At 70.9% G+C, this 25204-nt stretch carries 24 protein-coding genes; 10 read left to right on the top strand and 14 right to left on the bottom strand.

Features of this window, described 5'->3' with window-relative positions; genetic code table 11:
• The first annotated feature begins 179 nt into the window (after positions 1-179).
• Positions 180-917 (top strand): DsbA family oxidoreductase, encoded by a 738-nt coding sequence (locus tag OG379_RS09550; RefSeq protein WP_405661176.1) that lies wholly within the window; start codon positions 180-182, stop codon positions 915-917.
• A gap of 69 nt (positions 918-986) precedes the next feature.
• Positions 987-2048: an aminotransferase class V-fold PLP-dependent enzyme gene (locus OG379_RS09545; protein ID WP_405661174.1), complete on the top strand. Its 1062-nt coding sequence runs from the start codon at positions 987-989 to the stop codon at positions 2046-2048.
• On the opposite strand, the gene OG379_RS09540 is transcribed toward OG379_RS09545, so the two are convergent.
• Positions 2049-2552 (bottom strand): MarR family winged helix-turn-helix transcriptional regulator, encoded by a 504-nt coding sequence (locus tag OG379_RS09540; protein ID WP_405661172.1) that lies wholly within the window; start codon positions 2550-2552, stop codon positions 2049-2051.
• A gap of 146 nt (positions 2553-2698) precedes the next feature.
• Between OG379_RS09540 and OG379_RS09535 the strand changes: the two genes are divergently transcribed.
• A complete protein-coding gene (locus OG379_RS09535) occupies positions 2699-3769 on the top strand; it encodes an alkene reductase (protein ID WP_405661170.1) in 1071 nt (356 codons plus the stop codon).
• Positions 3770-3899: 130 nt separating this feature from the next.
• The gene (locus OG379_RS09530; protein ID WP_405668459.1) at positions 3900-4361 is read left to right on the top strand and encodes a GNAT family N-acetyltransferase; all 462 of its coding nucleotides are present in this window, start codon (positions 3900-3902) and stop codon (positions 4359-4361) included.
• Positions 4362-4410: 49 nt separating this feature from the next.
• On the opposite strand, the gene OG379_RS09525 is transcribed toward OG379_RS09530, so the two are convergent.
• Genes OG379_RS09525 through OG379_RS09510 form a run of 4 tightly spaced genes read right to left on the bottom strand, consistent with a single transcriptional unit; the run spans position 4411 to position 8581 of the window.
• Entirely contained in the window at positions 4411-5445 is a 1035-nt protein-coding gene (locus OG379_RS09525; protein ID WP_362932886.1) for a LacI family DNA-binding transcriptional regulator, read from the bottom strand.
• Between the two features lie 42 nt (positions 5446-5487).
• Positions 5488-6348: a carbohydrate ABC transporter permease gene (locus OG379_RS09520; RefSeq protein WP_405661167.1), complete on the bottom strand. Its 861-nt coding sequence runs from the start codon at positions 6346-6348 to the stop codon at positions 5488-5490.
• Complete coding sequence (locus tag OG379_RS09515) at positions 6345-7271, bottom strand: carbohydrate ABC transporter permease (RefSeq protein WP_405661164.1); 927 nt, start codon at positions 7269-7271, stop codon at positions 6345-6347. The genes OG379_RS09520 and OG379_RS09515 overlap by 4 nt, the downstream gene beginning before the upstream one ends.
• On the bottom strand, positions 7268-8581 hold the full coding sequence (locus OG379_RS09510) for an ABC transporter substrate-binding protein (protein ID WP_405661162.1): 1314 nt from the start codon (positions 8579-8581) through the stop codon (positions 7268-7270). The genes OG379_RS09515 and OG379_RS09510 overlap by 4 nt, the downstream gene beginning before the upstream one ends.
• A 188-nt stretch (positions 8582-8769) precedes the next feature.
• On the opposite strand from OG379_RS09510, the gene OG379_RS09505 reads away from it, so the two are divergent.
• The gene (locus OG379_RS09505; protein WP_405661159.1) at positions 8770-10815 is read left to right on the top strand and encodes a beta-galactosidase; all 2046 of its coding nucleotides are present in this window, start codon (positions 8770-8772) and stop codon (positions 10813-10815) included.
• Between the two features lie 58 nt (positions 10816-10873).
• Positions 10874-12433 carry an arabinogalactan endo-beta-1,4-galactanase gene (locus tag OG379_RS09500; protein ID WP_405661157.1) on the top strand — a complete coding sequence of 520 codons (1560 nt, stop codon included), beginning with the start codon at positions 10874-10876 and terminating at the stop codon, positions 12431-12433.
• A 3-nt stretch (positions 12434-12436) separates the two neighbouring features.
• On the opposite strand, the gene OG379_RS09495 is transcribed toward OG379_RS09500, so the two are convergent.
• On the bottom strand, positions 12437-13444 hold the full coding sequence (locus OG379_RS09495; protein ID WP_405661155.1) for a VOC family protein: 1008 nt from the start codon (positions 13442-13444) through the stop codon (positions 12437-12439).
• Between the two features lie 409 nt (positions 13445-13853).
• Here OG379_RS09495 and OG379_RS09490 point away from each other — a divergent pair, with 409 nt between their 5' ends.
• On the top strand, positions 13854-14084 hold the full coding sequence (locus OG379_RS09490; RefSeq protein ID WP_393755175.1) for a superinfection immunity protein: 231 nt from the start codon (positions 13854-13856) through the stop codon (positions 14082-14084).
• On the opposite strand, the gene OG379_RS09485 is transcribed toward OG379_RS09490, so the two are convergent.
• From OG379_RS09485 to OG379_RS09455, 7 genes are all read right to left on the bottom strand, one after another.
• Entirely contained in the window at positions 14081-14761 is a 681-nt protein-coding gene (locus tag OG379_RS09485) for a hypothetical protein (RefSeq protein ID WP_405661153.1), read from the bottom strand. The genes OG379_RS09490 and OG379_RS09485 overlap by 4 nt on opposite strands.
• 266 nt (positions 14762-15027) lie before the next feature.
• Positions 15028-15411, bottom strand: coding sequence for a hypothetical protein (locus OG379_RS09480; RefSeq protein WP_405661151.1), 384 nt, complete (start codon positions 15409-15411; stop codon positions 15028-15030).
• Positions 15412-15571: 160 nt separating this feature from the next.
• The gene (gene thpD, locus OG379_RS09475; RefSeq protein WP_405661149.1) at positions 15572-16465 is read right to left on the bottom strand and encodes an ectoine hydroxylase; all 894 of its coding nucleotides are present in this window, start codon (positions 16463-16465) and stop codon (positions 15572-15574) included.
• A 3-nt stretch (positions 16466-16468) separates the two neighbouring features.
• A complete protein-coding gene (locus tag OG379_RS09470) occupies positions 16469-16867 on the bottom strand; it encodes an ectoine synthase (RefSeq protein WP_073747901.1) in 399 nt (132 codons plus the stop codon).
• A gap of 63 nt (positions 16868-16930) precedes the next feature.
• Positions 16931-18193: a diaminobutyrate--2-oxoglutarate transaminase gene (gene ectB, locus OG379_RS09465; protein ID WP_405661147.1), complete on the bottom strand. Its 1263-nt coding sequence runs from the start codon at positions 18191-18193 to the stop codon at positions 16931-16933.
• Positions 18194-18291: 98 nt separating this feature from the next.
• Positions 18292-18816, bottom strand: a complete 525-nt coding sequence (gene ectA, locus OG379_RS09460) for a diaminobutyrate acetyltransferase (RefSeq protein ID WP_104790042.1) — start codon at positions 18814-18816, stop codon at positions 18292-18294.
• 337 nt (positions 18817-19153) lie between these two features.
• Complete coding sequence (locus OG379_RS09455) at positions 19154-20260, bottom strand: pyridoxal-phosphate-dependent aminotransferase family protein (protein ID WP_405661145.1); 1107 nt, start codon at positions 20258-20260, stop codon at positions 19154-19156.
• Positions 20261-20363: 103 nt separating this feature from the next.
• Here OG379_RS09455 and OG379_RS09450 point away from each other — a divergent pair, with 103 nt between their 5' ends.
• Together OG379_RS09450 and OG379_RS09445 are read left to right on the top strand one after the other, a co-directional pair.
• Positions 20364-21464 (top strand): amidohydrolase family protein, encoded by a 1101-nt coding sequence (locus OG379_RS09450; RefSeq protein ID WP_405661143.1) that lies wholly within the window; start codon positions 20364-20366, stop codon positions 21462-21464.
• A gap of 322 nt (positions 21465-21786) precedes the next feature.
• On the top strand, positions 21787-22812 hold the full coding sequence (locus tag OG379_RS09445; RefSeq protein WP_405661141.1) for an SCO1860 family LAETG-anchored protein: 1026 nt from the start codon (positions 21787-21789) through the stop codon (positions 22810-22812).
• Between the two features lie 64 nt (positions 22813-22876).
• Here the strand turns inward: OG379_RS09445 and cobC are convergent, their stop codons facing one another.
• Positions 22877-24388 (bottom strand): Rv2231c family pyridoxal phosphate-dependent protein CobC, encoded by a 1512-nt coding sequence (cobC, locus tag OG379_RS09440; protein WP_405661139.1) that lies wholly within the window; start codon positions 24386-24388, stop codon positions 22877-22879.
• Positions 24389-24478: 90 nt separating this feature from the next.
• Between cobC and OG379_RS09435 the strand changes: the two genes are divergently transcribed.
• The gene (locus tag OG379_RS09435; RefSeq protein ID WP_405661136.1) at positions 24479-25201 is read left to right on the top strand and encodes a ZIP family metal transporter; all 723 of its coding nucleotides are present in this window, start codon (positions 24479-24481) and stop codon (positions 25199-25201) included.
• Positions 25202-25204 lie beyond the last annotated feature (3 nt).

The following is a 25204-nucleotide window of genomic DNA, read 5'->3' as shown; positions in this document are numbered from 1 at the left end:
CCGGTCGCCCGGGAGTTCGTCCGGCCGCGGTGGCGGGACGGAGAGCTGGTCCTCGCCGCGATGCCCGCGGTGGGCCCCACCCTGGTCCCCTCCGGGAATCAGCCGGCCCGTCCGCACGTTGAACCGGCGGCGGAGGCTCCCTCCGCACCGGTACTGCAGAACTGGAGAGCAGAAGAGTCATGCGCGTCGAGATATGGAGCGACATCGCCTGCCCGTGGTGCTACGTCGGAAAGGCGCGCTTCGAGAAGGGGCTGGCCGCATTCGACCACCGTGACGAGGTCGAGGTGGTCCACCGCTCCTTCGAGCTCGACCCGGGGAGGGCCAAGGGCGACACCGAGCTGGTGATCGACATGCTGGCCCAGAAGTACGGGCGCAGCCCCGAGGAGGCCCGGGCCATGGAGGGCAACGTCGCGGCGAACGCGCAGGCCGAGGGGCTGGGCTACCGCACCGAGGGGCGTGACCACGGCAACACCTTTGACATCCACCGGCTGCTCCACCTCGCCAAGGCCCGCGGACGCCAGGACGAGCTGCTGACCCTCGTCTACCGGGCGAACTTCGCCGAGGAGCGCTCGGTCTTCGATGACGCGGTGCTCGCCGACCTGGCCGCCGAGGCGGGGCTCGACGCCGACGAGGCGCGTACGGTGCTGGCCGACCCCGAGGCGTACGCCGACGACGTACGCGCCGATGAGCGGGAGGCGGCCGAGCTCGGCGCCAACGCCGTGCCGTTCTTCGTCCTCGACCGCCGCTACGGCATCTCCGGCGGTCAGCCCGCGGAGGTCTTCGTCCAGGCCCTGGAGCAGGCGTGGAAGGACCGCCAGGTCCCCGGGCTCACCCAGGTCGGCGGGGACGCCGCCGCCTGCGACGCGGACGGGGCCTGCGAAGTGCCCAGCACCGCACCGTCCGACCAGCGCGTATAAGGACTTCTTTGGCGCGCCGCTCGAACTCGCGTGATTGACGTGGGGTTGAGCGGCCGTCAGGCTGACCGCATGGAGACTTCTGCGATCGACCGGGCCAGGGCCACCGAATTCGCATCCGGTACCACCTATCTCAACACCTCCAGCTGCGGGTTGCTGCCCCGTCGCGCCGTCGAGGCCGTCAAGGCGCTGGCAGCCGAGAGCGCGGCAGGCGTCCGGGGCGGTGCGGGCAGCTTCGAAGCCGTGGACGCCGCCCGCGCCGGGTTCGCCCGGCTCGCGGGTGTCGCGCCCGCGCGGGTGGCTGTCGGCGGCTCCGTCGCCGCGCATGTGGGGCTCGTCGCGGCCTCGCTCCCGGCGGGGGCCGAAGTTCTGGCTCCGACGGGGGAGTTCAGCTCCGTCGTCAGCCCCTTCGCCGTACGCGGTGATCTGAAGATGCGTTACGTCCCGCTGGCCGAACTGGCCGGCGCGGTGCGGCCCGGGACCGCGATCGTCGCCTTCTCGGCGGTCCAGTCCGCCGACGGCCGGGTCGCCGACCTGGACGCGGTCCGCGCGGCCGCGGCCGCGCACGGGGCCCGCACGATGCTGGACGCCAGCCAGTCGGCCGGCTGGCTGCCGCTGGACGCCGGAGCGTACGACTACACGGTCACCGGCGGGTACAAGTTCCTGATGTGTCCCCGGGGGACGTCGTTCCTGACCGTGACCGAGGAGGCGCAGCCGACCCTGCCGGCGCTCTATGCGGGCTGGGTCGCGGCCGAGGACCGCTGGAACAGCACCTACGGGCCGGTCGAGAAGCTCGCCGTCGACGCCCGGCGCTTCGACGAACCGGTCGCGTTCCTCGCCTACCACGGGGCCGAGCAGTCGCTGGACCTGCTGGCCGAGGTCGGGGTTGACCCCGTGTACGCGCACGCCACCGGACTCGCCGCCCGCTTCCGGGAGGGCCTCGCGTCGATCGGCCACGAGGCGGTGCCCGGCACCTCGGCCGTCGTCGCGGTGCCCGGCCTGGGCGCCCGTGAGCCCGACCTGGCCGCGGCGGGGGTGATGGTCTCGGCCCGCGCGGGGAATCTGAGGGCGGCCTTCCATCTCTACAACACCGAGGCCGACGTCGACCGCGCCCTGGCCGTGCTGGCCGCCTAGCTACCGCGCGGGGCAGTCCCCGGCCTCGGTGCAGAGGTTCTCCTCCACCTTGGCGAGCAGCCGGGTCAGCTCCGCGCGCTCGGCCGGGCCCAGCCCCGCGAGGGTGTGCTCCTCCAGGCCCGTCCAGGCGCTGCGCACCTCGTCGTGCAGGGCGCAGCTCCCGTCGGTCGCCTCGACCAGGACGGCCCGCCGGTCGTCCGGGTCGGGGCGGCGGCGCACGTGCCCGGCCTGCTCGAGGCGCTGGAGCATCTTGGTGACGGTGGACGGGTCGAGGTCCATGGCCTTGATCAGCTCGGACTGGCGGACCGCCCCGGTGTCCCACAGGTGCATCATCAGGAACTCCTGGCCCGGATAGAGCCCGAGCCCCTTGAGCATGCGGCCCGCCGTGATCCTGTGCAGCCGGGCGACCCGTGACACGGCATGGCTGACGGGGCCGCCGAGGGCCGCGCTCGGCAGCCCGCCGACGCAGCCGGCATCGGCGGGGGCGGTGCTGTCGTCCTTCATCGGGGCTCCTCGGGCGGTGTCGCGGCCCGGTCGGTGCCGGGGTTCATGACGTCCTCATGAACTTTACCTTGGTCGGCCAATTAATGGGTTAGAGTGACCGGGCGCCCAGTTACTTGGCCGACCATGTAAATGTCTCGGAGGCTTCCATGACCACCGTTTTCGACCCCGTCGACCTCTCCGGCACCCAGCTGTCCAACCGCATCGCCCTCGCGCCGATGACCCGCAGCAGGGCCGGGGACGGGGGCACCGCCACGGACCTCACCGTCGACTACTACACCCAGCGCGCCTCGGCCGGACTGATCATCACCGAGGGCATCCAGCCCTCCGTGGTGGGCCAGGGATACCCCTCCACCCCGGGCCTGCACAGCGCAGAGCAGGTCACCTCCTGGCGCAAGGTCACCGACTCCGTCCACGCGGCGGGCGGCCGGATCTTCGCCCAGATCATGCACGCGGGCCGGATCGGCCACCCCGTGCTGCTGCCGGACGGACTGATCCCGGTGGCACCCTCCCCGGTCGCGGCGCCCGGCCAGGTCTACACCCAGGCGGGCCCGAAGGACTTCGTCGAGCCGCACGAGCTCACCGACGCGGAGATCCGCGCGACCATCGGTGACTTCGTCACGGCCTCGCGCAACGCGATAGAGGCCGGCTTCGACGGCGTCGAGCTGCACGGAGCCAACGGATACCTGATCCAGCAGTTCCTGGCCCCCAACACCAACCTGCGCACCGACGAGTGGGGCGGCTCCGACGCCGCCCGTATCCGCTTCGCCGTCGAGGTGGTCAAGGCCGTCGTCGCCGAGATCGGCGCCGAACGGACCGCGCTGCGCATCTCGCCCGGAAACCCCTACAACGGCATCGAGGAGCCCGAGCCGGACGCCGTCTACACCGCGCTCGTCACCGAGATCGAGCCGTTCGGGCTGGCCTACCTGCACATCCTGGAGCAGGCCGGCACCCGTGAGCTGACGCTCGCGCTGCGCAAGGCGTTCACGGGGACCCTCGTCCTCAACGTCTTCTCCGACGGGCCGACCGGCCCCGAGCACCACACGGTCATCGACGACGGGATCGCCGACGTCATCTCCTACGGCGCCCTGTTCCTCGCCAACCCGGACCTGCCGGCCCGGCTGAAGGCCGGCGGGCCCTTCAACACCCCGGACCCGTCGACCTTCTTCGGCGGCGACGCGAAGGGCTACACCGACTACCCGGCGCTGGACGCCGTCTGACGCGCGCCGCGGATCCGGAGGCGTGAAGCCGGGCGGGGCCTCGTGGCAGACTTCCGCCGTGAGCGACGACACGAAGCACGGCGTACGGATCAGGCCGGGCAGCCCGGCCGACGCACCGGCCATCCTGGACATGCTCGACTCCGCGGTGGCCTGGATGAACGCCCGCGGCAACACCGAACAGTGGGGCACGGTCCCGTATTCGCAGACGTCCGGCGGCGCGGCCCGGATCGAGCGGTACACCACCGTGAACTCGCCCTACGTCGCGGAGCTGGACGGCGTGCCCGCCGGGGCGCTGGTGCTCGACACCGGCCCCAACCCGCAGATGCCGATCCCGCCCGCCGGTGAACCGGAGCGGTACGTGCGCCTGCTCATCTCCGACCGCCGGCACGCCGGCCTGGGCATCGGGGCGGCTCTGCTGGCCCATGCCGTGGAGGAGACCCGGCGGGCCAGGGTCGGTCTGCTGCGGGTCGACTGCTGGGCGGGCGGCGGGGGCGAGCTCGTCGCGTACTACGAGCGCAACGGATTCGCCCGCACGGACAGCTTCCTGTCCGGGACCTGGCCGGGGCAGGTGCTGGCCCGGCGGGTCGGCTGAGACCGGTACGTGTCCGGCGGTGGGGGCGCGGCCCCCGCGCCGCCCGCCCCTACGCCGAGTCCCGGCGCACCAGTTCGGTGGGGAGGATGACCGCGGCCGGATCCTCCCCGCCGATCTGTGCCAGCAGCACCCGCACCATCTCGGCGCTGATCCGGTCCCACGGCTGGCGGACCGTCGTCAGCTCCGGGCGCGCCGCGAGCGCCGCGGGCGAGTCGTCGAACCCGCCGACCGCGATGTCCTGCGGCACCCGCCGGCCGGCCCGCTCCAGTGTGCTCAGCACCCCCTGCGCCATCAGGTCCGAGGCGACGAACACCGCGTCCACGTCCGGCGCCCGCTCCAGCAGCAGCGCTGCCGCCGCCTCACCGCCCGCCCGGCTGTAGTCGCCCGGCACGATCAAGGCCTCGTCGACCGGCAGCCCGCACTCCGCGAGCGTCTCCCGGTAACCCGCCAGCCGGTCCACACCGCCCGGGGTGTCCAGGGGCCCGGTGACCGTGGCGATCCGGCGGCGCCCCGACCCGTACAGGAAGCGCACCATGTCCCGGGCGCCGTGCCGGTCGTCGGCGGCCACATAGCTGACCCGCGACCCCTGCCCGAGCGGCTTCCCGCAGGCCACCAGCGGCACCCCGGCCTCGTGCAGCTGCGCTGCGACCGGGTCTCCGGAGTGGCTGGAGACCAGCAGGACCCCGTCCACGTGCCCGGCGATGTAGCGCATGTTGCGGCGCCGCTCCGCCTCCGTACCCGCGATCATCAGGAGCAGCGGGATGTCGTGCGCGGCGAGCGCGGTGGTGCACCCGCGCAGCAGCACGTTGAAGTTCGGGTCCTCGAAGAAGCGCTCCTGGGGCTCGGTCAGCAGGAACGCCACCGAGTCGGAGCGTCCGGTGATCAGGGACCGGGCGTGCCGGTTCACGGTGTAGCCGGTCCGCCGGATGGCGGACTGAACCGCGTCGAGCGCGGCCGGGCTGACGTTGTGACCGCCGTTGAGCACCCGGGAGACCGTGCCCCGGGAGACCCCGGCCTCCCGGGCGACGTCGTGGATCGTCGGCGGCCTGCGGCGTCCCGCGCCGTTCTGTTCTGTGCGGCTCATGTTGCATGATCTTTCATCAAAGGTCGCCCTGTTGAGGAGCAGTCAGGACTTTACGGCGCCGGAGAGCAGGTCCAGGCTCCAGAACCGCTGGATCACCAGGAACAGGGCGATCAGCGGGATGATCGCCAGCAGCGCGCCCGTGATGACCAGCGTGTACAGCGCCGGGGTGTTGGCGCCCTGCTGGAGCAGCGTGTACAGCCCCAGGGTCACCGGGAACTTCTCGTCGTCGCCGAGCATGATGTAGGGCAGCAGGAAGTTGTTCCAGACCGCCACGAACTGGAACAGGAAGACCGTCACCAGACCCGGCAGCATCATCGGCAGCGCGATGGTCCGGAAGATCCGCCACTCGCCGCCACCGTCCATCCGTCCCGCCTCGATCACATCGGCCGGCACGGCCGCGGCCGCGTAGATCCGGGCGAGGTAGACGCCGTACGGGGAGAGGATCAGCGGCAGCAGGACCGAGAGGTACGAGTCGGTCATGTCGGCCTCGGCCAGCAGCAGGTACTGCGGCACCGCCAGGATCACCGGAGGCATCAGCACCCCGGCGAGCAGGATGTTGAAGACCGTCTCCTTGCCGCGGAAGCTGTACACCGCCAGGGCGTACCCCGAGACCGCGGACACGGCCGTGGACAGCAGGGCGCCCACCCCGGCGTAGAAGGCCGAGTTGGCCATCCACTTCCAGTAGACCCCGTCGCGGTACTCCGTGAGGTCGGCGACGTTGTCGGTGAACCCGGAGCCGGGCAGGAAGGTGAAGGTGGAGAACAGCTCGCTGCCGGACTTCGTCGAGGCGACCAGGACCCAGACGACGGGCAGCAGGCAGTACACGGCGCCGAGGAGCAGCGCGGCCGTGGGGACGAGCGGGGGACGCCGGCGGCCGGGGGCGGCGAGGGACTGGGTGCTCATCGGGAGTCTCCCTGCTTCGTACGGGAGTTGGCCGCCCTGAGGAAGCCGAAGGACAGGGCGAGGGTGGCGAGGGCGATGATGACCGCCTGGGCCGCCGCCGCGTGGATGTCGTTGTTGACGAAGGCGTCCTGGTAGACCTTCATCAGCGGACTCCAGGTGGTGGACAGCGAGTTGGTGAGCGGCTTCAGCGTGGTGGGCTCACTGAAGACCTGGAGCGTCGCGATGATCGAGAAGAAGAAGGTCAGGATCAGCGAGGGCGCCACCATGGGGATCTTGATCCGCAGCGCGATCTGGAACTGCGAGCAGCCGTCGAGCCGTGCGGCCTCGAAGATCTCGGCGGGGATCGCCCGCAGCGAGGTGTAGATCACGATCATGTTGAAGCCGGTGCCGCCCCACACCGCGATGTTGGCCAGCGAGAGGTACAGCGGCCCGCCGTCCAGCAGATCGGGCTGCGGCAGCCCCATCGCGTCGAGCAGGTAGAGGAAGGGACTGACGTCGGGCAGATAGAGGAAGCCCCACATCAGCGCGGCGATGACGCCGGGGATCGCGTACGGCAGGAAGATCGCCAGCCTGGTGAAGCCGCGCAGCCGGAGCCCGTCGGTGTCCAGCAGCAGGGCGAAGAGCAGGGCGAGGCCGAGCATCACCGGGACGACGATCGCGCCGTAGCCGAGGATGCGCAGCGCTCCGTGCAGCAGTTCCGAGTCGGAGAGCGCGTCGGTGTAGTTGGAGAGCCCGGCCCAGATCTCGTCGCGCGCTCCCTTGCCGAGGCCGAGCCCCTTGACCTCGGTCCGGCGGAAGCTGAGGTATACGGCGTAGCCGATGGGCAGGGCGAAGAAGAGCAGGAACAGGAGGGTGGCGGGGACCAGGAAGGCGTACGGGGCGCTCTTGACCCCGTACGCCTTCCCGCGGGGTGTGCGAGTCACTCCGAGACTCCGAAGCCCTGCTTCTTCAGGTCCGCGACGGTGGCGTCCTGCATGGCGGTCAGCGCGGCGCCGAAGTCCGACCTGTTCTTGGCCGCCGCGGCGAAGTTGTCCTTGAAGGCGCTGTACGCGACGTTGACGTTCGGGCCCCAGGCGGCCGGGGCGGTGCCCTGGGCGATCTCGGCGGCCTCGGTGTAGAAGCCGGGCTGGCCGGAGAAGTAGTCCGGCGCCTTCGAGAGCGCGCCGCCGGTCTGGGCGGCCGTGGCGGCGGGGTAGATGCCGCCCTCCTTCACCAGCGCGGCGAGGGCGGTGGGGTCGGTGTTCAGCCACTTCGCGAAGGCCGCGGCGGCCTTCTTGTCCTTCGAGTCGTTGGTGACCGCCGTGGAGGAGCCGCCCCAGCTGCCGGTGACGTTCTCGCCGGCCTTCCACTGGGGGAGCGGGGCCATGGCCCACTTGCCCTTCGTCTCGGGCGCGGCCGTGGTCAGGGTGCCCGGCGCCCAGACGGCGCTGACCCAGGCGACCTGCTTGCCGGTGTTGAGCGCCTTGTTCCAGGCCGGGGTGTACATCGGCTGGTTGTCGATGGCCCCCTCCTTGACCAAGCCGCCCCAGAAGTCGGCGACCTTCTGCGTGGCCGGGTCGTCGATGGCGACCTTCCACTTGTCGCCGCCCGTCGTCCACCACTTCGCGCCCGCCTGCTGGGCGAGGCCCGCGAAGAGGCCCGAGTCGTTGGACGAGAAGGTGGTGAGGTCCTTGTCCGGCGCCTTCTTCTTCAGCGCGCGGGCGGTCTCGGCGAACTCGTCCCAGGTGGTGGGCACGGTCAGGCCGTACTGCTCGAAGAGGTCCTTGCGGTAGTAGAACATCAGCGGGCCGGAGTCCTGCGGCAGGGCGTACAGGGCGTCCGAGCCGAGTGTCGTCTGCTGCCAGACCCCGTCGGCGAACTCGTCCTTCGCGTCGCCCGCCTCCTCGGATATGTCGGCGAGGACGTCGTTGGAGACCAGGGTGGGGAGCGCCTGGTACTCGGCCTGGACCAGGTCGGGGGCCTTGTGGGCCTTCGCCGCGGTGATGATCTTGGTGACCAGGTCGTCGCCGGACGCCTGCTTCTTCACCGTGACGGTGATGCCGGCCTCCTTGCCCGGACCCTTGTTCCAGATGTCCGCGACCTTGTCCATGCCGGGCGCCCACGCCCAGTAGGTCAGCGAGGCGGGCCCGGAGGAGGCCGGCTCGTCGCCGCCGTCGTCCGAGCCGCACCCGGAGAGCAGGGCGGTGGCGGCGAGTGCGGCGGCGGTGGACACCGCGACGGTGCGGTATTGCATGGTTTCTCCCCTGACGAGATGAACAGGCGCATCGGCGGACCGGCCGGAAAGGCGCTGTGAGCGTTCACAGTAGAGAAACGAAACCGACACTTGTCAATGGTTGTTGCTGTGCGGTTATGTTGGCCCTGCGCCGCCGAGAGTGTGTGTGCACGTTCCCAGAAGTTGTCCAAAAGAGCCAGGAGCTGTCCATGCCGCACTCAGAATCCACGCCGTACCCGGTCGGGCTGCACAAACTGGCCTTCGGCGGCGACTACAACCCCGAGCAGTGGCCCGAAGAGGTCTGGCACGAGGACGTACGCCTGATGCGGGAAGCCGGCGTGACCATGGTCAGCGTCGGGATCTTCTCCTGGGCGCTGCTGGAGCCCGAACCGGGCACCTACGACTTCGGGTGGCTCGACCGTCTCCTGGACCTGCTGCACGTCAACGGCGTCCGCGCCGACCTCGGCACCCCCACCGTCGCACCGCCCGCCTGGTTCTACCGCGCCCACCCCGAGGCTCTCCCGCTCAGCCGCGACGGGGTACGCCTCGCGTTCGGGTCACGCGGCGCGATCTGCCACAGCTCGGCCCCCTACCGCGCGGCGGCTGCGAACATCACCGAGCAGCTCGCCCGCCGCTACGCGAACCACCCCGCCCTCGCGATGTGGCACGTCCACAACGAGTACGGCGTCCCCGTCAGCGCCTGTTACTGCGACAACTGCGCCGACCGCTTCCGCCGCTGGCTCACCGCCCGGCACGGCTCGGTCGAGGCGGTCAACGAGGCCTGGGGCACCGCCTTCTGGGGCCAGCGCTACCGCAGCCTCGACGACATCGACCCGCCCCGCACCACCCCGACCGTCGGCAACCCGGCCCAGCAGCTGGACTACGCCCGCTTCGCCGACGCCACCATGCGGGAGAACTTCACCGCCGAACGCGACATCCTGCACCGGCTCGCCCCCGGCATCCCGGTCACCACCAACTTCATGACCGCCCTCAGCCAGTGCGACTCCGTCGACTACTGGGCCTGGGGCCGCGAGGTCGACCTCGTCACCAACGACCACTACCTGATCACCGACGGCCGCCGCACCCACGTCAACCTCGCCATGGCCGCCGACCTCACCCGCTCGGTCGCGGGCGGCGCGCCCTGGCTGCTCCTGGAGCACTCCACGAGCGGCGTCAACTGGCAGCCCCGCAACCCGGCGAAGCGTCCCGGCGAGATGGCCCGGAACAGCCTCGCCCACGTCGCCCGGGGATCCGAGGGCGCGATGTTCTTCCAGTGGCGGCAGTCCCGGCGCGGCGCCGAGAAGTTCCACTCCGCGATGGTCCCGCACGCGGGCACCGACTCACGGATCTGGCGCGAGGTGAGCGCGCTCGGCGCCGGGCTCGGTCTGCTGGAGGGCGTCCGGTCCACCCGGACCGTCGCCGACGTGGCCATGCTCTGGGACTGGGAGTCCTGGTGGGCGCAGCGCCTGGAGTGGCGCCCGAGCGAGGACCACGACGCCCGCGAGCGCGCCGACACCTTCTACGCCTCGCTCTACGACCAGCACCTCACGGTCGACTTCGCCCACCCGGACGCCGACCTCTCCGGCTACCCGCTGGTCGTCGTCCCCGCCCTCTACCTCGCCACCGAGGAGAGCGGACGCAATCTGCGCCGGTACGTCGAGAACGGCGGCACCCTCGTCGTCTCGTACTTCTCCGGCATCGTCGACACCGACGACGCGGTGCACCCCGGCCCCTACCCGGGTGCGCTCCGGGACGTCCTCGGCCTGACCGTCGAGGAGTTCTCCCCGCTCGGCGAGGGCGGCACCGTCCGCCTCGTCACCCCCGAGGGCGCCCCCGAAGGCCCTGAGCTGACCGGCGACGTCTGGTCGGACGTGGTGATCCCGCGCGGCGCCGAGACCGTCTGGGCGTACGCCGACGGCATCCCGGCCGGCCGCCCCGCCGTCACCCGCAACCGGCTCGGCGAAGGCACCGCCTGGTACATCTCCACCCGGCTCTCCGGCCCCGGCCTGGACACCGTCCTGGCCCGCGCCGCCGCCGACGCCGGCATCGAGCCCCGCACCGCCCTCCCGTACGACGTCGAGGTGGTGCGCCGCACCGGTGACACCGGCAGCTACCTCTTCGTGATCAACCACTCCGACGCCGACGCCGACGTGGCGCTGGACGCCCCCGGCACCGAACTCCTCACCGGCGAGCCCGCCGTGGACAAGCTCGCCGTTCCGGCGGGCGCGGTCCGCGTCGTACGGCTCGACGGCTGAGGCGCACCCCCCCGTCACACCCCCGTTACCCCGCACAACTGTCGAAGGGACATCGACGATGTACGGAACGACGCACACCCGCGCGAAAGCGGCCGGGACGGTGGCCGCGCTGTCCGGCCTCGTGTTCGCCGCGCTCCCCGCCCAGGCCGCCCACGCGGCCACCACCCCCGTCAACACCGGTTTCGAGTCGGGCGCGACCGGCTGGTCGACGTACTCGGCCGGCGGGCAGGACGCCGCCTCCTTCACCGAGGCGGGCGGCCACGGCGGCAGCACCCGGCTCAGCCACTGGTCGGCCTCGGCGTACAAGGTCGAGACCTACCAGTACCTGAGCGGCCTCACCGACGGCACGTACACCCTGAGCGCCTGGGTCCGCTCCGGCGGAGGCCAGAACTCCGCCTACATCGCCCTGCGCAACTGCGGCGCCGCCGAGCAGCGCACCGACCTGCCGCCGACCGCGAACGGCGCCTGGGTCCGGCTGGTCACCTCCGTCAAGGTGACCGGCGGGGCCTGCACGATCAGCCTCAACTCCGACGCGCACGCGGGGGAGTGGGCCAACTTCGACGACATCACGTTCACCCCCGGGTCCACCGGGCTGAGCGTCAGGGGCGGTGACCTCTCCACCCTCCCGAAGAACGAGGCGCACGGCGCGACGTACAGCGACGCGAGCGGCAGGGCCGGGGACGCCATGAGCATCCTCAAGAGCTCCGGGATGAACTACGTACGCCTCAAGGTCTGGGTGGACCCGGCCGACGGCTACAACGACAAGGCCCACGTCCTCGCCATGGCCAAGCGTGCCAAGGCGCTGGGCATGAAGACGCTCATCGACTTCCACTACTCCGACGCCTGGGCCGACCCCGGCAAGCAGAACAAGCCCGCGGCCTGGGCCGGACACGGCTACTCCCGGCTGCGCACGGACGTCTACAACCACACGTACGACGTGCTGAACGCGCTCAAGGCCCAGGGCACCACGGCCGACATGGTGCAGATCGGCAACGAGACCAACGCCGGGTTGCTCTGGCCGGAGGGCTCCACCGACAACTGGTCGCAGCTGGGCGGCCTCCTCACCTCCGGAGCGAACGCCGCCAAGGCGGTCTCGTCCAGCACGAAGGTGGCGCTGCACCTCGCCGAGGGCGGCGACAACGCGGGCACCCGCTGGTGGTTCGACAACGCGGTGGCGCAGAAGGTGCCCTTCGACGTCATCGCCCTCTCGTACTACGCCTACTGGCACGGCTCGCTGGCCGAACTCCAGACCAACCTCGACGACGCCGCCTCCCGGTACGGCAAGCCGGTCATGGTCGCCGAGACCGCCTACGCGCACACGCTCGCCGACGACGACGGCCTGGAGAACAACGTCGCCACCGCCGACCAGCTCGTCGCCGGCTACCCGGCGACCCCGGTCGGCCAGGCGGCGAACCTCCGGGACGTCATGAACGTCGTCGAGGCCGTCCCGAACGGCCGGGGACTCGGCGCCGTCTACTGGGAGCCGGCGTGGACCGCGGTCACCGGCAGCGGCTGGGACCCGGCCGACCCGGCGTCGGGCAACGCCTGGGAGAACCAGGCGGTGTTCGACTACAACGGCAGGCTGCTCCCGGCGGCGAAGTGGTTCTCGCACCGCTGACGGCTACAGCGGCACACCGTGCCACTTCCACGAGGTGACGCGGTCGCGACCCGGCAGATCCGCGCGGCCGGTGGACCACAGCAGCACGGTCCACCGGTCGTCGTCGTCCGGGGCGTCGGGGAAGAGCCGGGCCAGCACCCGGTCGCAGAGGTCCCGGGGCGGGGACCAGGAGAGCGACAGCCCGGCGGCGACGTCATGGGTGTGCACCAGGGTCTCGACGACGCCCATCGCGGCGAAGCCCTCCGGGTCGGAGACGCCGTGCGAGTGGTAGGAACGGAGGGCGGGAGAGGCCGTCCGGACCATCGCGGTCAGGAGGGCGCCACTGGCCTCCAGCGTCTGGAGCAGGCCTGCTGTCCCCGCCTCCGGATTCGCGAAGATCGAGTTCCAGGGACCGCCCTCGCGGTCCGGGGCCCAACGGTAGGGAACCTCGCTCTCCAGCGAGGGCTTGCGCGGGCCGAGTTGGACCGCGTACGCGAAGAGGTCGTCGCTCAGATGCTCCACGGTCTCCCAGCAGTCCCACGTCAACGACCCCGCCGGGACACGCCAGTCGTCCTTCGGCGACTCAGCGAGGGTGTCGACCGCCAGCCGCACCGCCAGCGTCACGTCGTCGGCGGTGACCGGCAGCCGCGTACCGGTCAGCGCGGCACGCTCCGCCGCACCGCACTCCACGCAGAACTCGTTGCCCTCCGGGTCGGCCAGTGTCGCCCAGCCGCGCCCGTTCGGCTTCCGGTGGTCGGCGACCAGTGTGGCACCGAGAGCGAGCAGCCGCTCGACCTCCTCGTCACGGGTGCGGCTCTCGGGACGGACATCCAGATGGATCCGGTTCTTGGCGCGCTTGGGTTCGGGCACGGTGACGAAGAGCAGCGCCGCGCCCGGCGCCTCCACGAGCGCCTCGGGATCGCCGGGCGCGTCGTCGTCGGAGACCGGCGAGCCGAGCACCTCGGCCCAGAAGAGGGCCAGTTCATAGGCATCGGCGCAGTCGATGGTGATGTGCTGTACGAGCGAAGTCATGGCCGCCACTGTGACCGCTGCCACCCACCGAGGTCCAGCGAGTTGAACGACGGGCGGCGCTACAGGTCGTTGGGAAGTCGCGGACGGAAAGCGGATCGATAAGGTGGTTTCGGGCGTCCGTAACTTCGCAATGACGGGTACCGAGAACAGGTCCCGGGAGGTCGGGGGCATGCTGTGCCCGCACCAGCGCCTCGCCGGCGGCCGAGTGGTCCTGGAGCACGGACCGTCCCGCGCAGTGACGGATGGCCGCCGCGTCCGCCGTGGTCACCCTTGCCCACCCCGGTCCCCGACGTCTGGGGCGCCGTGCAGGCCGGACGTGACGTCGGAGGTGAACAGCCCGCCGAAACAATGGCGTCGGACGCCTGAACAACCGCCACGCAGCGGGCTTCCGGTCATCTACTGTGGGCCGATGATCTCGACCATCAGTCCCATAGAACTGCTCGTCCTGGTGCCGATCGGGCTTCTGCTCCTCTGCGTGCCGTCGTTCATCGCCTACCGCAGGGGAGTGGAGCGCCTGGGCCTGGTCGTCGTGGTCAGCCTGATCGGCGCCGTCACGGGCCTGTTCTGGTTCGTGGCCCTGATCATGGCGATCTCGATGCGCACCCGGGACTCCGCCCCGACGCTCCGGCCGAGCAGCTAGTCCTTGCTTTCGCTCATGTCCAGCACCTGGGCCGACGCCGGCGGCCGGATGTCCAGCGGCTCGTCGAAATGGCTGAACGACGTGGTGGTGAGCTGCTTCCCGCCCTCACCGCCCTTGTACACGGCCTTCAGCAGATGCGGCTCGCCCTCCGTGGCGACGTAGAAGGTGTACTTTCCTCCCTTGTCCGACGGATCGGTCACCTTCAGCCCGAGCGCCTTCCGGCCGTCGATGCGGGTGGACTCGCCCTTCGTGACCGTGCCGAAGGACTCGAAGGGCCGGGTGCACTGGGACAGCCCGCCGCCCGGCTTCGACTCGGCGACGGGCACCTTCGCCCATTTACCCGGCCGGGCGGTGCCGAGGTCGTTGCCGCTCCACGTCTCCAGGTACGCCTTGTCCGGGCGGACGTAGTCCGTCTCGCCGATCCGGATCTGTTCCAACGTGCCGCTTCTGGAGAAGGTGTTCTTCACCTGGCACCGGTTCTTCAGGTCGGTCGTCATCTGCCACGTCACCGTGTCGTCGCCGACCTCGTTGGTGATCTCGATGGTCAGAGAACTCAGCTTGCTCATGCGGGTGTTGGCCTCGTCGAGCATGGCGTCCGCCGACTTCTGGGCGGCCTCGTCGTCACCGCCCCCGCACCCGACGAGCGCGACCCCGGCCAACAGGCACGCCAGTGTCATCGCCGACGTCCTGGATATCGCTCGCATGGGGCCCCCAACCTCTTCACCGCATGCCGATCACGATCGCGATCGGCAGTGGGAGCCTAGCAACGGCTTCGTGGCAGTCTGTTCGGCGCTGGTCCTGACGACCGTTCGTCTCCTTCCCGCTGAGGGCTTCGGAGCCCGTGCCCGGGTGTCCCGAGTGCGACCGGCTCGTGTGCGCCGAGAAACCGGCCGACGAGCAGGCCGGCCCGTCCGGGGCGACGGATGATCCTGTGAGGCGGCTCCTAGCCCAGCGCCGCGAGCACCGTGTACGGCGCCAGGACCAGCACGGCCGTGCCGAGCCACCTGCCTGGACGGTCACCGCGCCGCAGTGGCAGGACCACGTCCACCAGCAGGATCACCACCAGCATGAACAGCCCGCTCACCGCCAGCATGAACATCGCGGGGCCCGCGTAATCAAGAGTGGTGTACTCGCAGTCGGGATGCCCGGGACGGCCCACGTCCTCCATGCTCCGGCAGTCCATCGGCAGGTACTCGGTCAGCAACCACCACGCGAGATCGAGCGGGACCATCGCCGGTATGCCGAGAACGAGGTTCACCAGGCCGGGTACCCAGAGGCCGCCCCTCGGTCGCCCACCACGGCCGGTGTCCACAGCACTCCCCGCCACGGCCTCGCCCCTTGCCGTCTCTCGTCGCCAGGGGAGACGCACGGGCCCACCCGGCGGTTCCGGCCCGCACACGGTCAGCCGCTGGACACGGGACGTGCACCCGAAGCCGAAGGGGCGGGACGCGCGATGCGTCCCGCCCCTTTCCCACCGTTGTACGCCCCTACTTCACAGGGGTGAAGTCACGCGCCCCGATGAACTCGGGCCGGCGGATCGGAGCCGCGAAGGGCTCCTGCGCCGTGTTCTCCACGCTGTTGAAGACGATGAAGACGTTGCTGCGCGCGTAGGGGGTGATGTTGTCCCCGGAGCCGTGCATGGCGTTGCAGTCGAACCAGGTCGCCGAGCCCGCCTTGCCGGTGAAGAGCTTGATGCCGTGGCGGTCGGCCATCTTGGTCAGCACTTCGTCGGACGGGATGCCGGCGTCCTGCATCTGCAGGGACTTCTTGTAGTTGTCCTTCGGCGTCTCGCCCGCGCAGCCGACGAACGACTTGTGCGAGCCGGGCATGATCATCAGCCCGCCGTTGGTGTCGTAGTTCTCGGTCAGCGCGATGGAGACCGACACGGTCCGCATGTTCGGCAGACCGTCCTCGGCGTGCCAGGTCTCGAAGTCCGAGTGCCAGTAGAAGCCCGAGGCGCCGAAGCCCGGCTTGACGTTGATCCTCGACTGGTGGACGTACACGTCGGAGCCCAGGATCTGGCGGGCCCGGCCCACCACACGCTCGTCGCGGACCAGATTCGCGAAGACCTCGCTGAGCTTGTGGACCTCGAAGACGGACCGCACGCTCTGCGACTTCGGCTCGATGATCGAGCGTTCGTCGGCACGGACCCGCGGATCGGCGATCAGCCGGTCGAGCTCGGCGTGGTAGCCCGCCACCTCGCCGGGGGTGATGAGCTGGTCGATGGCGAGGAAGCCGTCGTGCTCGAAGGACTGGAGGTCCTTCGCGGCGATCGGTCCCGGCGCGCCCGGCGCGGACCAGATGACCGGGTCCTGGCGGGGAGTGGTCATCTCGGCGGCGCCGCGCGAGGGGTACAGGTCGGCGCGTACATCGGTGGTCATGTTTCAGCCCTCCTCTGTCAGCAGCGGGTATACACCGTTCTCGTCATGGTCCTCCCGTCCGGTGACGGGGGGATTGAAGACGCACACGCAGCGGAAGTCGGTCTTGGGCCGCAGGGTGTGGTGCTCGTGCCCGTTCAGCAGGTACATCGTCCCGGGGGAGATCCAGTGCTTCTCGCCGGTCTCGTCGTTGGTGAGCTCGGCCTCGCCCTCGGTGCACAGAACGGCCTCGATGTGGTTCGCGTACCACATCGACGTCTCCGTGCCCGCGTACAGCACGGTCTCGTGGAGCGAGAAGCCCACCTTCTCCTTGGCGAGCACGATGCGCTTGCTCTCCCAGGTGCCTGAAGCGGACCTGATGTGCCGGTCGGTGTTCTCGATGTCACTGAAAGATCGGACGATCACGGTGGGATGGTGCCTTTCTCTTCTGTCCTGCTCTGTGGTGCCTGTGCGGGTGCGTACCCCTGCTCAGGCGGTGTCGCGGACGGACCGGGCCAGCGTGCGCAGGCCCTCGTCCAGCTCCTCGGGGGTGATGGTCAGCGACGGCAGCAGCTTGACGACCTCGGACTGCGGGCCGGAGGTCTCCAGCAGCAGCCCCAGCTCGAAGGCGCGTGCGCAGACGGCGGAGGCGCGCTCGGGGTCGGTGAACTCCAGGCCCCAGACCAGGCCACGGCCACGGAACTGCGCGGTCGGCTCCTCGCCGCAGATCGCCAGCATCGTCTGCTCGACCTGCTCGCCGCGGGCCAGGGTCTGCTTCTCCATCTGGCCGTCGGCCCAGTAGGCGTCGAGCGTGGCGGCGGCGGTCACGAAGGCCGGGTTGTTGCCACGGAACGTGCCGTTGTGCTCGCCCGGCTCCCAGATGTCCAGCTCGCCCTTGAAGAGGCAGAGCGACATCGGCAGGCCGTAGCCGCTGATGGACTTCGACAGCGTGACGATGTCCGGGACGATACCGGCCTCCTCGAAGGAGAAGAAGCCGCCGGTCCGGCCGCAGCCCATCTGGATGTCGTCGACGATCAGGAGCATGTCCTGGCGGTGGCAGAGCTCCTGGAGCGCGCGGAGCCACTCGGCGCGGGCGACGTTGATGCCGCCCTCACCCTGCACGGTCTCCACGATCACCGCGGCGGGCTTGTTCAGCCCGGAACCCTGGTCCTCCAGGAGCCGCTCGAACCAGATGAAGTCGGGAACGGTGCCGTCGAAGTAGTTGTCGAACGGCATCGGGGTGCCGTGCACCAGCGGGATGCCGGCTCCGGCCCGCTTGAAGGCGTTGCCGGTCACGGCGAGCGAACCGAGCGACATGCCGTGGAAGGCGTTGGTGAACGAGACGACGGACTCGCGGCCCTTGACCTTGCGGGCGAGCTTCAGCGCCGCCTCGACGGCGTTGGTGCCGGTCGGGCCGGGGAACATCACCTTGTAGGGCAGGTCACGCGGGCGCAGGATCACGTTCTCGAAGGTCTCGAGGAACGCCCGTTTGGCCGTCGTGGCCATGTCGAGGCCGTGGGTGATGCCGTCGCGCTCGATGTAGTCGATCAGCGCGCGTTTCAGTACCGGGTTGTTGTGGCCGTAGTTCAGTGAACCGGCACCGGCGAAGAAGTCGAGGTACGAGTGTCCGTCCTCGTCGGTGAGCCGGGCGCCCTGCGCGCGGTCGAAGACTGCGGGCCAACCGCGGCAGTAGCTCCGTACTTCCGATTCCAGGGTCTCGAAGACACTCAGGGCGGGCGGGGTGATAGTCACAGCTGATCTCCTGCTCGAGGGGGGGTGTGACGGGCGGCGGGTCAGGCATGCCCGGGGGAGCCGCGCCCGGGCGGGGCGCGGACGGGCGCTGAGAGGCCCTAGAACGGACCGATGCGGTAGAGCACCTCCGGGAGGTGCGTCCCCTCGGGGAACAGCGCCCCCTCGAAGAGCACCTCGCGCTCCAGTGGCACGTCGTGCCGCTGCGCGAAGGACGTGAACAGCCGGTCGGAGGCGGTGTTGTCCGGGGTGATGGTCGTCTCGACCGAGGCCAGGCCCTGGTCGGAGGCGACACGGGAGGTCAGCGCGTCCAGCAGCGTGGCCGCCAGTCCCTTGCCGCGGTGGGCCTGGTCGACGGCCACCTGCCAGACGACGAGCGTCTCGGGGCGGTCGGGGCGGATGTATCCGGTCACGAAGGCGATCGGATCGCCGTTCTCGTCGCGGGCGACCACGGAGGTCGCCGCGAAGTCACGACACCACAGCAGGTAACTGTACGAGGAGTTGAGGTCCAGTACCTCGGAGTCGCGGGCAATGCGCCAGATCGCGGCTCCGTCCTCCACTCGCGGGGTGTCGATTCTGAGGAATTCGCTTCGGGCACTTGCAAAATCTGCTGGTGCGGCGGTCATGCGAATTGAATTTACCCAGCAAAAATCAAAATTGCATCGTCGCAGGGGGTTGGGTCAACGGGCTTGTTGTGCTATCACGCGGGCGCGGGCTGGGCTCGATCGAGGGGCGATTTCCCTAGTCTTGTCCGGAATTTACCGGCCATAACGGACTCGATGTGGGGTCGGTCACATCGTTGTAACTCTCCTGAGATCCGTTCGCATTGCGTAGGCCGATCGGGTGAAAACTGTGGCGTTTAGCCTTGTGGAACGGGGGAAGAAGAATGCGGGGAGCTGCTCCCGATAAAGCAGCTCCCCTTTCACGTCGATTGAATTGTCGAAGGTGCAGGCTTCAGTTAATTCAGTTGTTCTGCCAGGTTTCCGCGACGGCTTCGCGGGAAGCCTCGATATCGGTCTTCCGGCCCGCCTCGCCGAGCGCGGCGCCCAGGGCGGCCAGCGAGGACAGCACCGCGTCCCGCGTCGCGTGCATACCGTAGTGATTGACCCGGATCATCTCCTTGGACAGAGCCCCACCCCCCGAGATCAGCGGCAGCGAGGAGTCGGCCGCGAGCGCCCGGCCGACCAGCGCCGCGGCGTCGAGATCCGCCGGCACCCGCAGTGTCGTGGCGACCGGCGCCGCGTCACGGGCGTCGTGGACGTACGGCTCCAGCCCGCCGCCGAGCGCCGTGGCGCCCGCCCGGGTCGCCGCTGCCGCCGAGGCGTGCCGCGCCATGACCGTGTCCGGGCCGTCCGCCTCGATCCGCTCCAGACAGGCGTCGAGCGCCAGCATCTCCAGCTGTGCGGGCGCGTGCGGCAGCGCCTTGCGGCCGCCGTCGATCCAGCGGGCCTTCCAGTCCAGCAGTGAGAGGTACGACTGCCGCGGGGCCTGCGGGTTGGCGGCCATCCGCTCCCACGCCCGCGCGCTCACCGACACCGCGGACACCCCTGCCGGGCCGCCCATGGCCTTCTGCGCGCCGATGACGCACAGGTCCACGCCCCAGGCGTCCACCAGCAGCGGCTCCGCGCCCACCGACGCGACGGCGTCCACCATGAACAGCGCGCCGTGCGCCCGCACGACCTCGCCGATCTCCGCGACCGGGTTGGTGTTGCCGGTCGCCGCCTCCGCGTGCACGAGCGACACGAAGTCGATGGCGGGATGCTCGGCCAGCGCGCGCTCGACCTGCTCGGCGGTGACCGCCGTGTGGAACGGCACCGCCAGGTCGACGACCTCGGCGCCGCAGTCGCGCAGCCAGTCGCCGAAGGTCTGGCCGTACGGTCCCGTGACGATGTTCAGCGCGGTCGAACCGGGACGGGCACCGCCCCGGATGCAGCCTTCGAGGGGCAGCAGCGCCTCGCCCTGCATGATGACGACGTCCTGCTCGGTGCCGAGGAGGGCGGCCACCCGCCGCTCGATCGCTGCGAAACGCGCGGCGGTGAGCGGGGCGAGGTCGAGGAATGGGTGTGTCACGGTGCTGCTCTCTTCGGGTCGGCCGGTGCGCTCTCAGCGCCTGCGTCGAGGGTACTAAGCGCCCCCCTGCTCCCCGGCCGGACGGCCTCGTACAGTGCTGTGCATGAGTGATCACGAGGTGGCGCCGGTGCTGCGGATCAAGGGGCGGGTGCTCGTCGGGCCCGACGAGGTGAGGGACGGACTCTGGGCGGTCGGCGGGCGGATCACCTACGAGAGGCCGCCGGGCGCCGACGACGCCGTGACGCTCACCGGATGGGTGCTGCCCGGCCTCGTGGACGCGCACTGCCATGTGGGGCTCGGGCACCAGGGCCCCGTCGACGCGGCGACCAGCGAGAAGCAGGCCCTCACCGACCGGGAGGCCGGCACGCTGCTCATCCGTGACGCGGGATCACCCTCCGACACCCGGTGGGTGGACGACCGCGAGGATCTGCCGAAGATCATCAGGGCGGGGCGGCACATCGCCAGGACGCGTCGTTACATCCGCAACTTCGCCCATGAGATCGAGCCCGGCGACCTCGTCGCCTACGTCGCGCAGGAGGCGCGGCGGGGCGACGGCTGGGTGAAGCTCGTGGGTGACTGGATCGACCGGGACGCCGGGGACCTGACCGCCTGCTGGCCGCGCGGCGAGGTCGAGGCCGCGATCGCCGAGGCGCACCGGCTCGGAGCCCGGGTCACCGCGCACTGCTTCGCCGAGGACGCGCTGCGGGACCTGGTGGAGGCCGGGATCGACTGCATCGAGCACGCGACGGGGCTGACCGAGGACACGATTCCGCTCTTCGCGGAGCGTGGCGTGGCGATCGTCCCGACCCTGGTCAACATCGCCACCTTCCCCGACCTGGCGGCAGGGGGTGAGGCCAGGTTCCCCCGCTGGTCCGCCCATATGCGGCGGCTCCACGCGAACCGGTACGACACCGTGCGCGCGGCGTACGACGCGGGGATCCCGGTCTTCACGGGCACGGATGCGGGCGGCTCGCTCGCCCACGGCCTGATCGCGGACGAGGTGGCCGAACTGGTGAAGGCCGGCATCCCGCCCCTCGACGCGCTCTCCGCCACGGCCTGGGGCGCGCGGCGGTGGCTCGGCCGGCCGGTGCTGGAGGAGGGGGCGCCGGCGGACCTGGTGATGTACGACGAGGACCCGAGGGCGGACGTACGGGTGCTGGCGTCCCCCCGAGCGGTCGTGCTCAACGGACGGGTGATGGGCTGACCGCCGGACTGCCCCCGAAGGGGCGCCGTGTTGACCGGCGGTGACCCCGGGCCCCGGCTCTCGTTGAACCCCTCTCGGTGCGCCGTCCGGGACGTCCGTCGAGCACGCCCCGGAGGCGTGAAACGGGTGATTTCGAGGGACTCCTGTGCCGTTGGATTCGAATGTGCACACGGAAACCCCTCTTTGGAGTGAACTGGCTCCAGGTATCCGCCAGTTCACCCTCTGTGCGTAAAGATTCACGGAGTCGAGGCCACCGGTGCCCGCGATGTCCCCCATTGGACGGCTCCGGTGGCTCCATGTCTCTTGTGGGGGTTCCACCATCTTGAACAGCAACACCTTCCGTTCGGCTGCCCTGGCGATCGCCGCCGCTCCCGTCGCACTGCTCGTCGCCGTCCCCGCGCACGCAGCCACCGCGACGGCCCCGGCCACTCCGGGCGGAGGCCACGGAAAGGCGAGCGCGGTCGTGCTCCGCGCCGGGCTCGACGTCTCGCTCCTGAACAAGACGGTCCAGGTGCCGCTCATGACCTCGCTCAACGAGGTCCACGCGCCGGCGAGCGCGGAGAAGACCGCACTCACCGTCGAGCTCGACGGCGTCGACAAGGGCCGCCCCTTCCAGATGCTGAAGGCCGACGTCGCCACGGCGAACGCCACGGTGGACGCGCACAAGGCGGAGGGGTACAGCAACCTCGCCACGGCGCGGGTGCATGTGCCGGGGCTGCGGGCGCTCTCGCTGATCGAGATCCAGAAGGTCACGTCCAAGGCCGTGTGCGAGGTGGGCCACAAGCCGGTCGCGGAGTCGAAGGTGCTGGGGCATGTGACGGTGCTCGGCAAGAGGACCACGCTCACGTCGGGAGGCACGACGAAGGTCGAGGTGCCGGGCGTCGGCGATGTGACGCTCGACCTGTCGAAGACCGTGACGACCAAGCGGACGGCGGCCGCGACGGCGCTCCAGCTGCGGGTCTCCGTGAACCCGCTCAAGCTGAACGTCGCCGAGGTGGAGGGCGAGATCACGCTGGCCGAGGCGACGTGCGAGACGCCCGAGGGCGGCGGTTCGGACAACGGTGGTTCCGGGAACGGCGGCTCGGACAACGGCGGTTCCTCCGGCAACGGCGGATCGACCGGCGGCGACAGCGGGTCCGGCGACACGGGCGGCACGGGCGGCAAGGAGGAGCCCGTCGACGTGAAGCCCCAGACCGGATCCGACCCGGTCCAGGCCGCCACCGGCTCCGGCGACCTCGCCGAGACCGGATCCAGCTCCTCGACCCCGTACATCGCGGGGGGAGCCGCCGTCCTGCTGGCGGTCGGAGCGGGCGCCACGGTCCTCGCCCGTAAGCGCGCCCGGGACTGACCACCTTCCGGTGGGAGCGGTGTCCGCACATCGGAGCACCGCTCCCACTCGCTCCGGAGAACCGTCAGCCGACGGTTCTCCGGGGCAGCCCCTGCAGCGCCAGGTCGAGCGCCTGGAGGAATCTGTTGGTCGTCACACGGTCGCGCACGGCGAGCCGCAGATACTCACCGCCCAGCCCGGGAAACGTGTCCCCGCGCCGCGCCGCGAATCCGCGTGAGCGCAGCAGATCCCGTACCTCGCCCGCCCGCTCCAGCCGCAGCAGCACGAACGGCCCTGCGGCCGGCTCCACCACCCGCACCTCGCTGAACTCCGCGAGACCGGCCAGCAGATGCGCCCGGTCCACCGCGATCCGGTCCGCCGCGTCCGCCGCCTCGACCAGGGCGCGAGGCTCCATGCAGGCCTCGGCCGCCGCCAGCGCGGGGGAGCTCACCGGCCACAGCGGCTGCGCCTCCTGCAGCAGGGCGACCGTCGCCGGTTCGGCCAGCACATAGCCGATCCGCAGCCCCGCCAGCCCCCAGGTCTTCGTCAGGCTCCGCAGCACCACCAGCCCCGGTACGTCGGTGCGCCCGCACAGCGCCTCACTCTCGCCCGGCACGGCGTCCATGAACGCCTCGTCGACCACCAGCGTCCGCCCGGGCCGGGCCAGCCGCTCCAGCACCCCCGCGGGATGCAGCACGGACGTCGGGTTGGTCGGGTTGCCGACCACCACAAGGTCCGCGTCCTCCGGCACCGCCGCCGGATCCAGCCGGAAGCCGTCCTCCGGGCGCAGCAGCACCCGCCCGACCTGGTGCCCCGCCGCGCGCAGGGCCGCCTCGGGCTCCGTGAACTGCGGATGCACGACGACCGGCCGCCGGGCGGGCAGCGCCCGGGCGATCAGCACGAACGCCTCGGCCGCGCCCGCCGTGAGCAGGACTCTCTCCTCGGGCAGCCCGTGCCGCCCCGCGACCGCCGCCCGCGCCGGCCGCCCGTCCGGGTAGGCGGCCAGCGACACCAGCGACGCGGCTATCCGCTGCCGCAGCCAGTCCGGGGGTGTGCCGGTCCGTACGTTGACGGCGAGGTCGGTCAGATCCAGGCCGCGTACTTCCGCGTCGCCGTGGTGCCGCAGATCGGGCCCGGCGCTCTCGATGTGCTCAGTGGGGGGCAGCATGGCAGCAATGGTGAACGGCTCGGAGCCATTCGTCGATGCCGAGGTGGCTCCCGTTGGCCTCCGGCGGGCCACCGCGCAGGTCGCCGACGCCGACTTCCGCTTGGGAACCAGCAGTTCACCGGCGTCCGCGAGCGCCGCGGCCTCCGCGACCGACCCGGTGGCCACAGCCGCACGGGGCGCCGCGGAAGGGTTGGGCACGGGAACCTCCGCCAGCGCTCCCGCCGTGTACGACCGCACGGGCACCCCCAGGCTCTCCGCCGCGCCGGCGATCCCCGGGTCGTCCGCCCTGGTGTCGAGGGTGGCCAGCTCGATCACGTCGCCGGCCGCGAGTCCGGCCTCCTGGAGCGTCCTCCGGATCAGCCCGAGCACCTCCTCGGCCTGGACGCCGCGACGCGCGCCGACGCCGACGACGAGCGCGGCTCGGGTCATGGCAGAAGGTCCTTCCGAGGACAGGGCTGGGGGCACGGGTAAGGGCGGCCTGAGGTGCGGGAGGCGGGGTCAATCCGCTAGCAAGGGCCCATGGCGGTATTCGTCGCGCTCGGCGCGTTCCTGATGACCCTGGCGGGCGGCTGGGTCGCGCAGCGCGTCAGCGACCGCCGGCACCTCGTGCTCGGCTTCGCCGGCGGACTGATGCTGGGTGTGGTCGGTCTCGACCTGCTGCCCGAGGCGGTGGAGGCCGCGGGCGGTGTGGTCTTCGGCGTGCCGGCGGCCCTGCTGCTGTTCGTGGGCGGCTTCCTGACGGCCCATCTCGTCGAGCGCTCGCTGGCCGTACGCCAGGCGGCGCACGGGGCGGGCGAGGAGAGGGTGCCGCAGGTCGGGCTGACGGCGGCGGCCGCGATGGTGGGCCACAGCCTGATGGACGGCGTCGCGCTCGGCGCCGCATTCCAGATCGGCGGCGGGATGGGGGCCGCCGTCGCGCTCGCCGTCATCACCCACGACTTCGCCGACGGATTCAACACGTACACGATCACCAGCCTCTACGGAAACGCCCGCCGAAAGGCGCTCCTGATGCTGTACGCGGACGCACTGGCCCCGATCGTGGGCGCTGCGACCACGCTGCTGTTCACCCTTCCGGAGGAACTGCTCGGCTGTTATCTCGGCTTCTTCGGCGGGGCGCTCCTCTACCTCGCCGCTGCCGAGATCCTCCCCGAGGCGCACCACGACCACCCGGCCCGCTCCACGCTGCTGTGCACGGTCGCGGGAGTGGGCTTCATCTGGCTGGTGGTCGGCGTCGCCGAGTGACGC

The organism is Streptomyces sp. NBC_01166 (assembly GCF_045039765.1).
Classification (GTDB): domain Bacteria; phylum Actinomycetota; class Actinomycetes; order Streptomycetales; family Streptomycetaceae; genus Streptomyces.
This window is presented reverse-complemented; position numbering and strand designations above follow the sequence as displayed.

Bases quoted from the DNA above. Each gene is read 5' to 3' on its own strand.
- OG379_RS09550 (WP_405661176.1), top strand. From the start codon at position 180: ATGCGCGTCGAGATATGGAGCGACATCGCCTGCCCGTGGTGCTACGTC.
- OG379_RS09545 (WP_405661174.1), top strand. From the start codon at position 987: ATGGAGACTTCTGCGATCGACCGGGCCAGGGCCACCGAATTCGCATCC.
- OG379_RS09540 (WP_405661172.1), bottom strand. From the start codon at position 2,552: ATGAAGGACGACAGCACCGCCCCCGCCGATGCCGGCTGCGTCGGCGGG.
- OG379_RS09535 (WP_405661170.1), top strand. From the start codon at position 2,699: ATGACCACCGTTTTCGACCCCGTCGACCTCTCCGGCACCCAGCTGTCC.
- OG379_RS09530 (WP_405668459.1), top strand. From the start codon at position 3,900: ATGCTCGACTCCGCGGTGGCCTGGATGAACGCCCGCGGCAACACCGAA.
- OG379_RS09525 (WP_362932886.1), bottom strand. From the start codon at position 5,445: ATGAGCCGCACAGAACAGAACGGCGCGGGACGCCGCAGGCCGCCGACG.
- OG379_RS09520 (WP_405661167.1), bottom strand. From the start codon at position 6,348: ATGAGCACCCAGTCCCTCGCCGCCCCCGGCCGCCGGCGTCCCCCGCTC.
- OG379_RS09510 (WP_405661162.1), bottom strand. From the start codon at position 8,581: ATGCAATACCGCACCGTCGCGGTGTCCACCGCCGCCGCACTCGCCGCC.
- OG379_RS09505 (WP_405661159.1), top strand. From the start codon at position 8,770: ATGCCGCACTCAGAATCCACGCCGTACCCGGTCGGGCTGCACAAACTG.
- OG379_RS09500 (WP_405661157.1), top strand. From the start codon at position 10,874: ATGTACGGAACGACGCACACCCGCGCGAAAGCGGCCGGGACGGTGGCC.
- OG379_RS09495 (WP_405661155.1), bottom strand. From the start codon at position 13,444: ATGACTTCGCTCGTACAGCACATCACCATCGACTGCGCCGATGCCTAT.
- OG379_RS09490 (WP_393755175.1), top strand. From the start codon at position 13,854: ATGATCTCGACCATCAGTCCCATAGAACTGCTCGTCCTGGTGCCGATC.
- OG379_RS09485 (WP_405661153.1), bottom strand. From the start codon at position 14,761: ATGACACTGGCGTGCCTGTTGGCCGGGGTCGCGCTCGTCGGGTGCGGG.
- thpD (WP_405661149.1), bottom strand. From the start codon at position 16,465: ATGACCACCGATGTACGCGCCGACCTGTACCCCTCGCGCGGCGCCGCC.
- ectA (WP_104790042.1), bottom strand. From the start codon at position 18,816: ATGACCGCCGCACCAGCAGATTTTGCAAGTGCCCGAAGCGAATTCCTC.
- OG379_RS09450 (WP_405661143.1), top strand. From the start codon at position 20,364: ATGAGTGATCACGAGGTGGCGCCGGTGCTGCGGATCAAGGGGCGGGTG.
- cobC (WP_405661139.1), bottom strand. From the start codon at position 24,388: ATGACCCGAGCCGCGCTCGTCGTCGGCGTCGGCGCGCGTCGCGGCGTC.
- OG379_RS09435 (WP_405661136.1), top strand. From the start codon at position 24,479: ATGGCGGTATTCGTCGCGCTCGGCGCGTTCCTGATGACCCTGGCGGGC.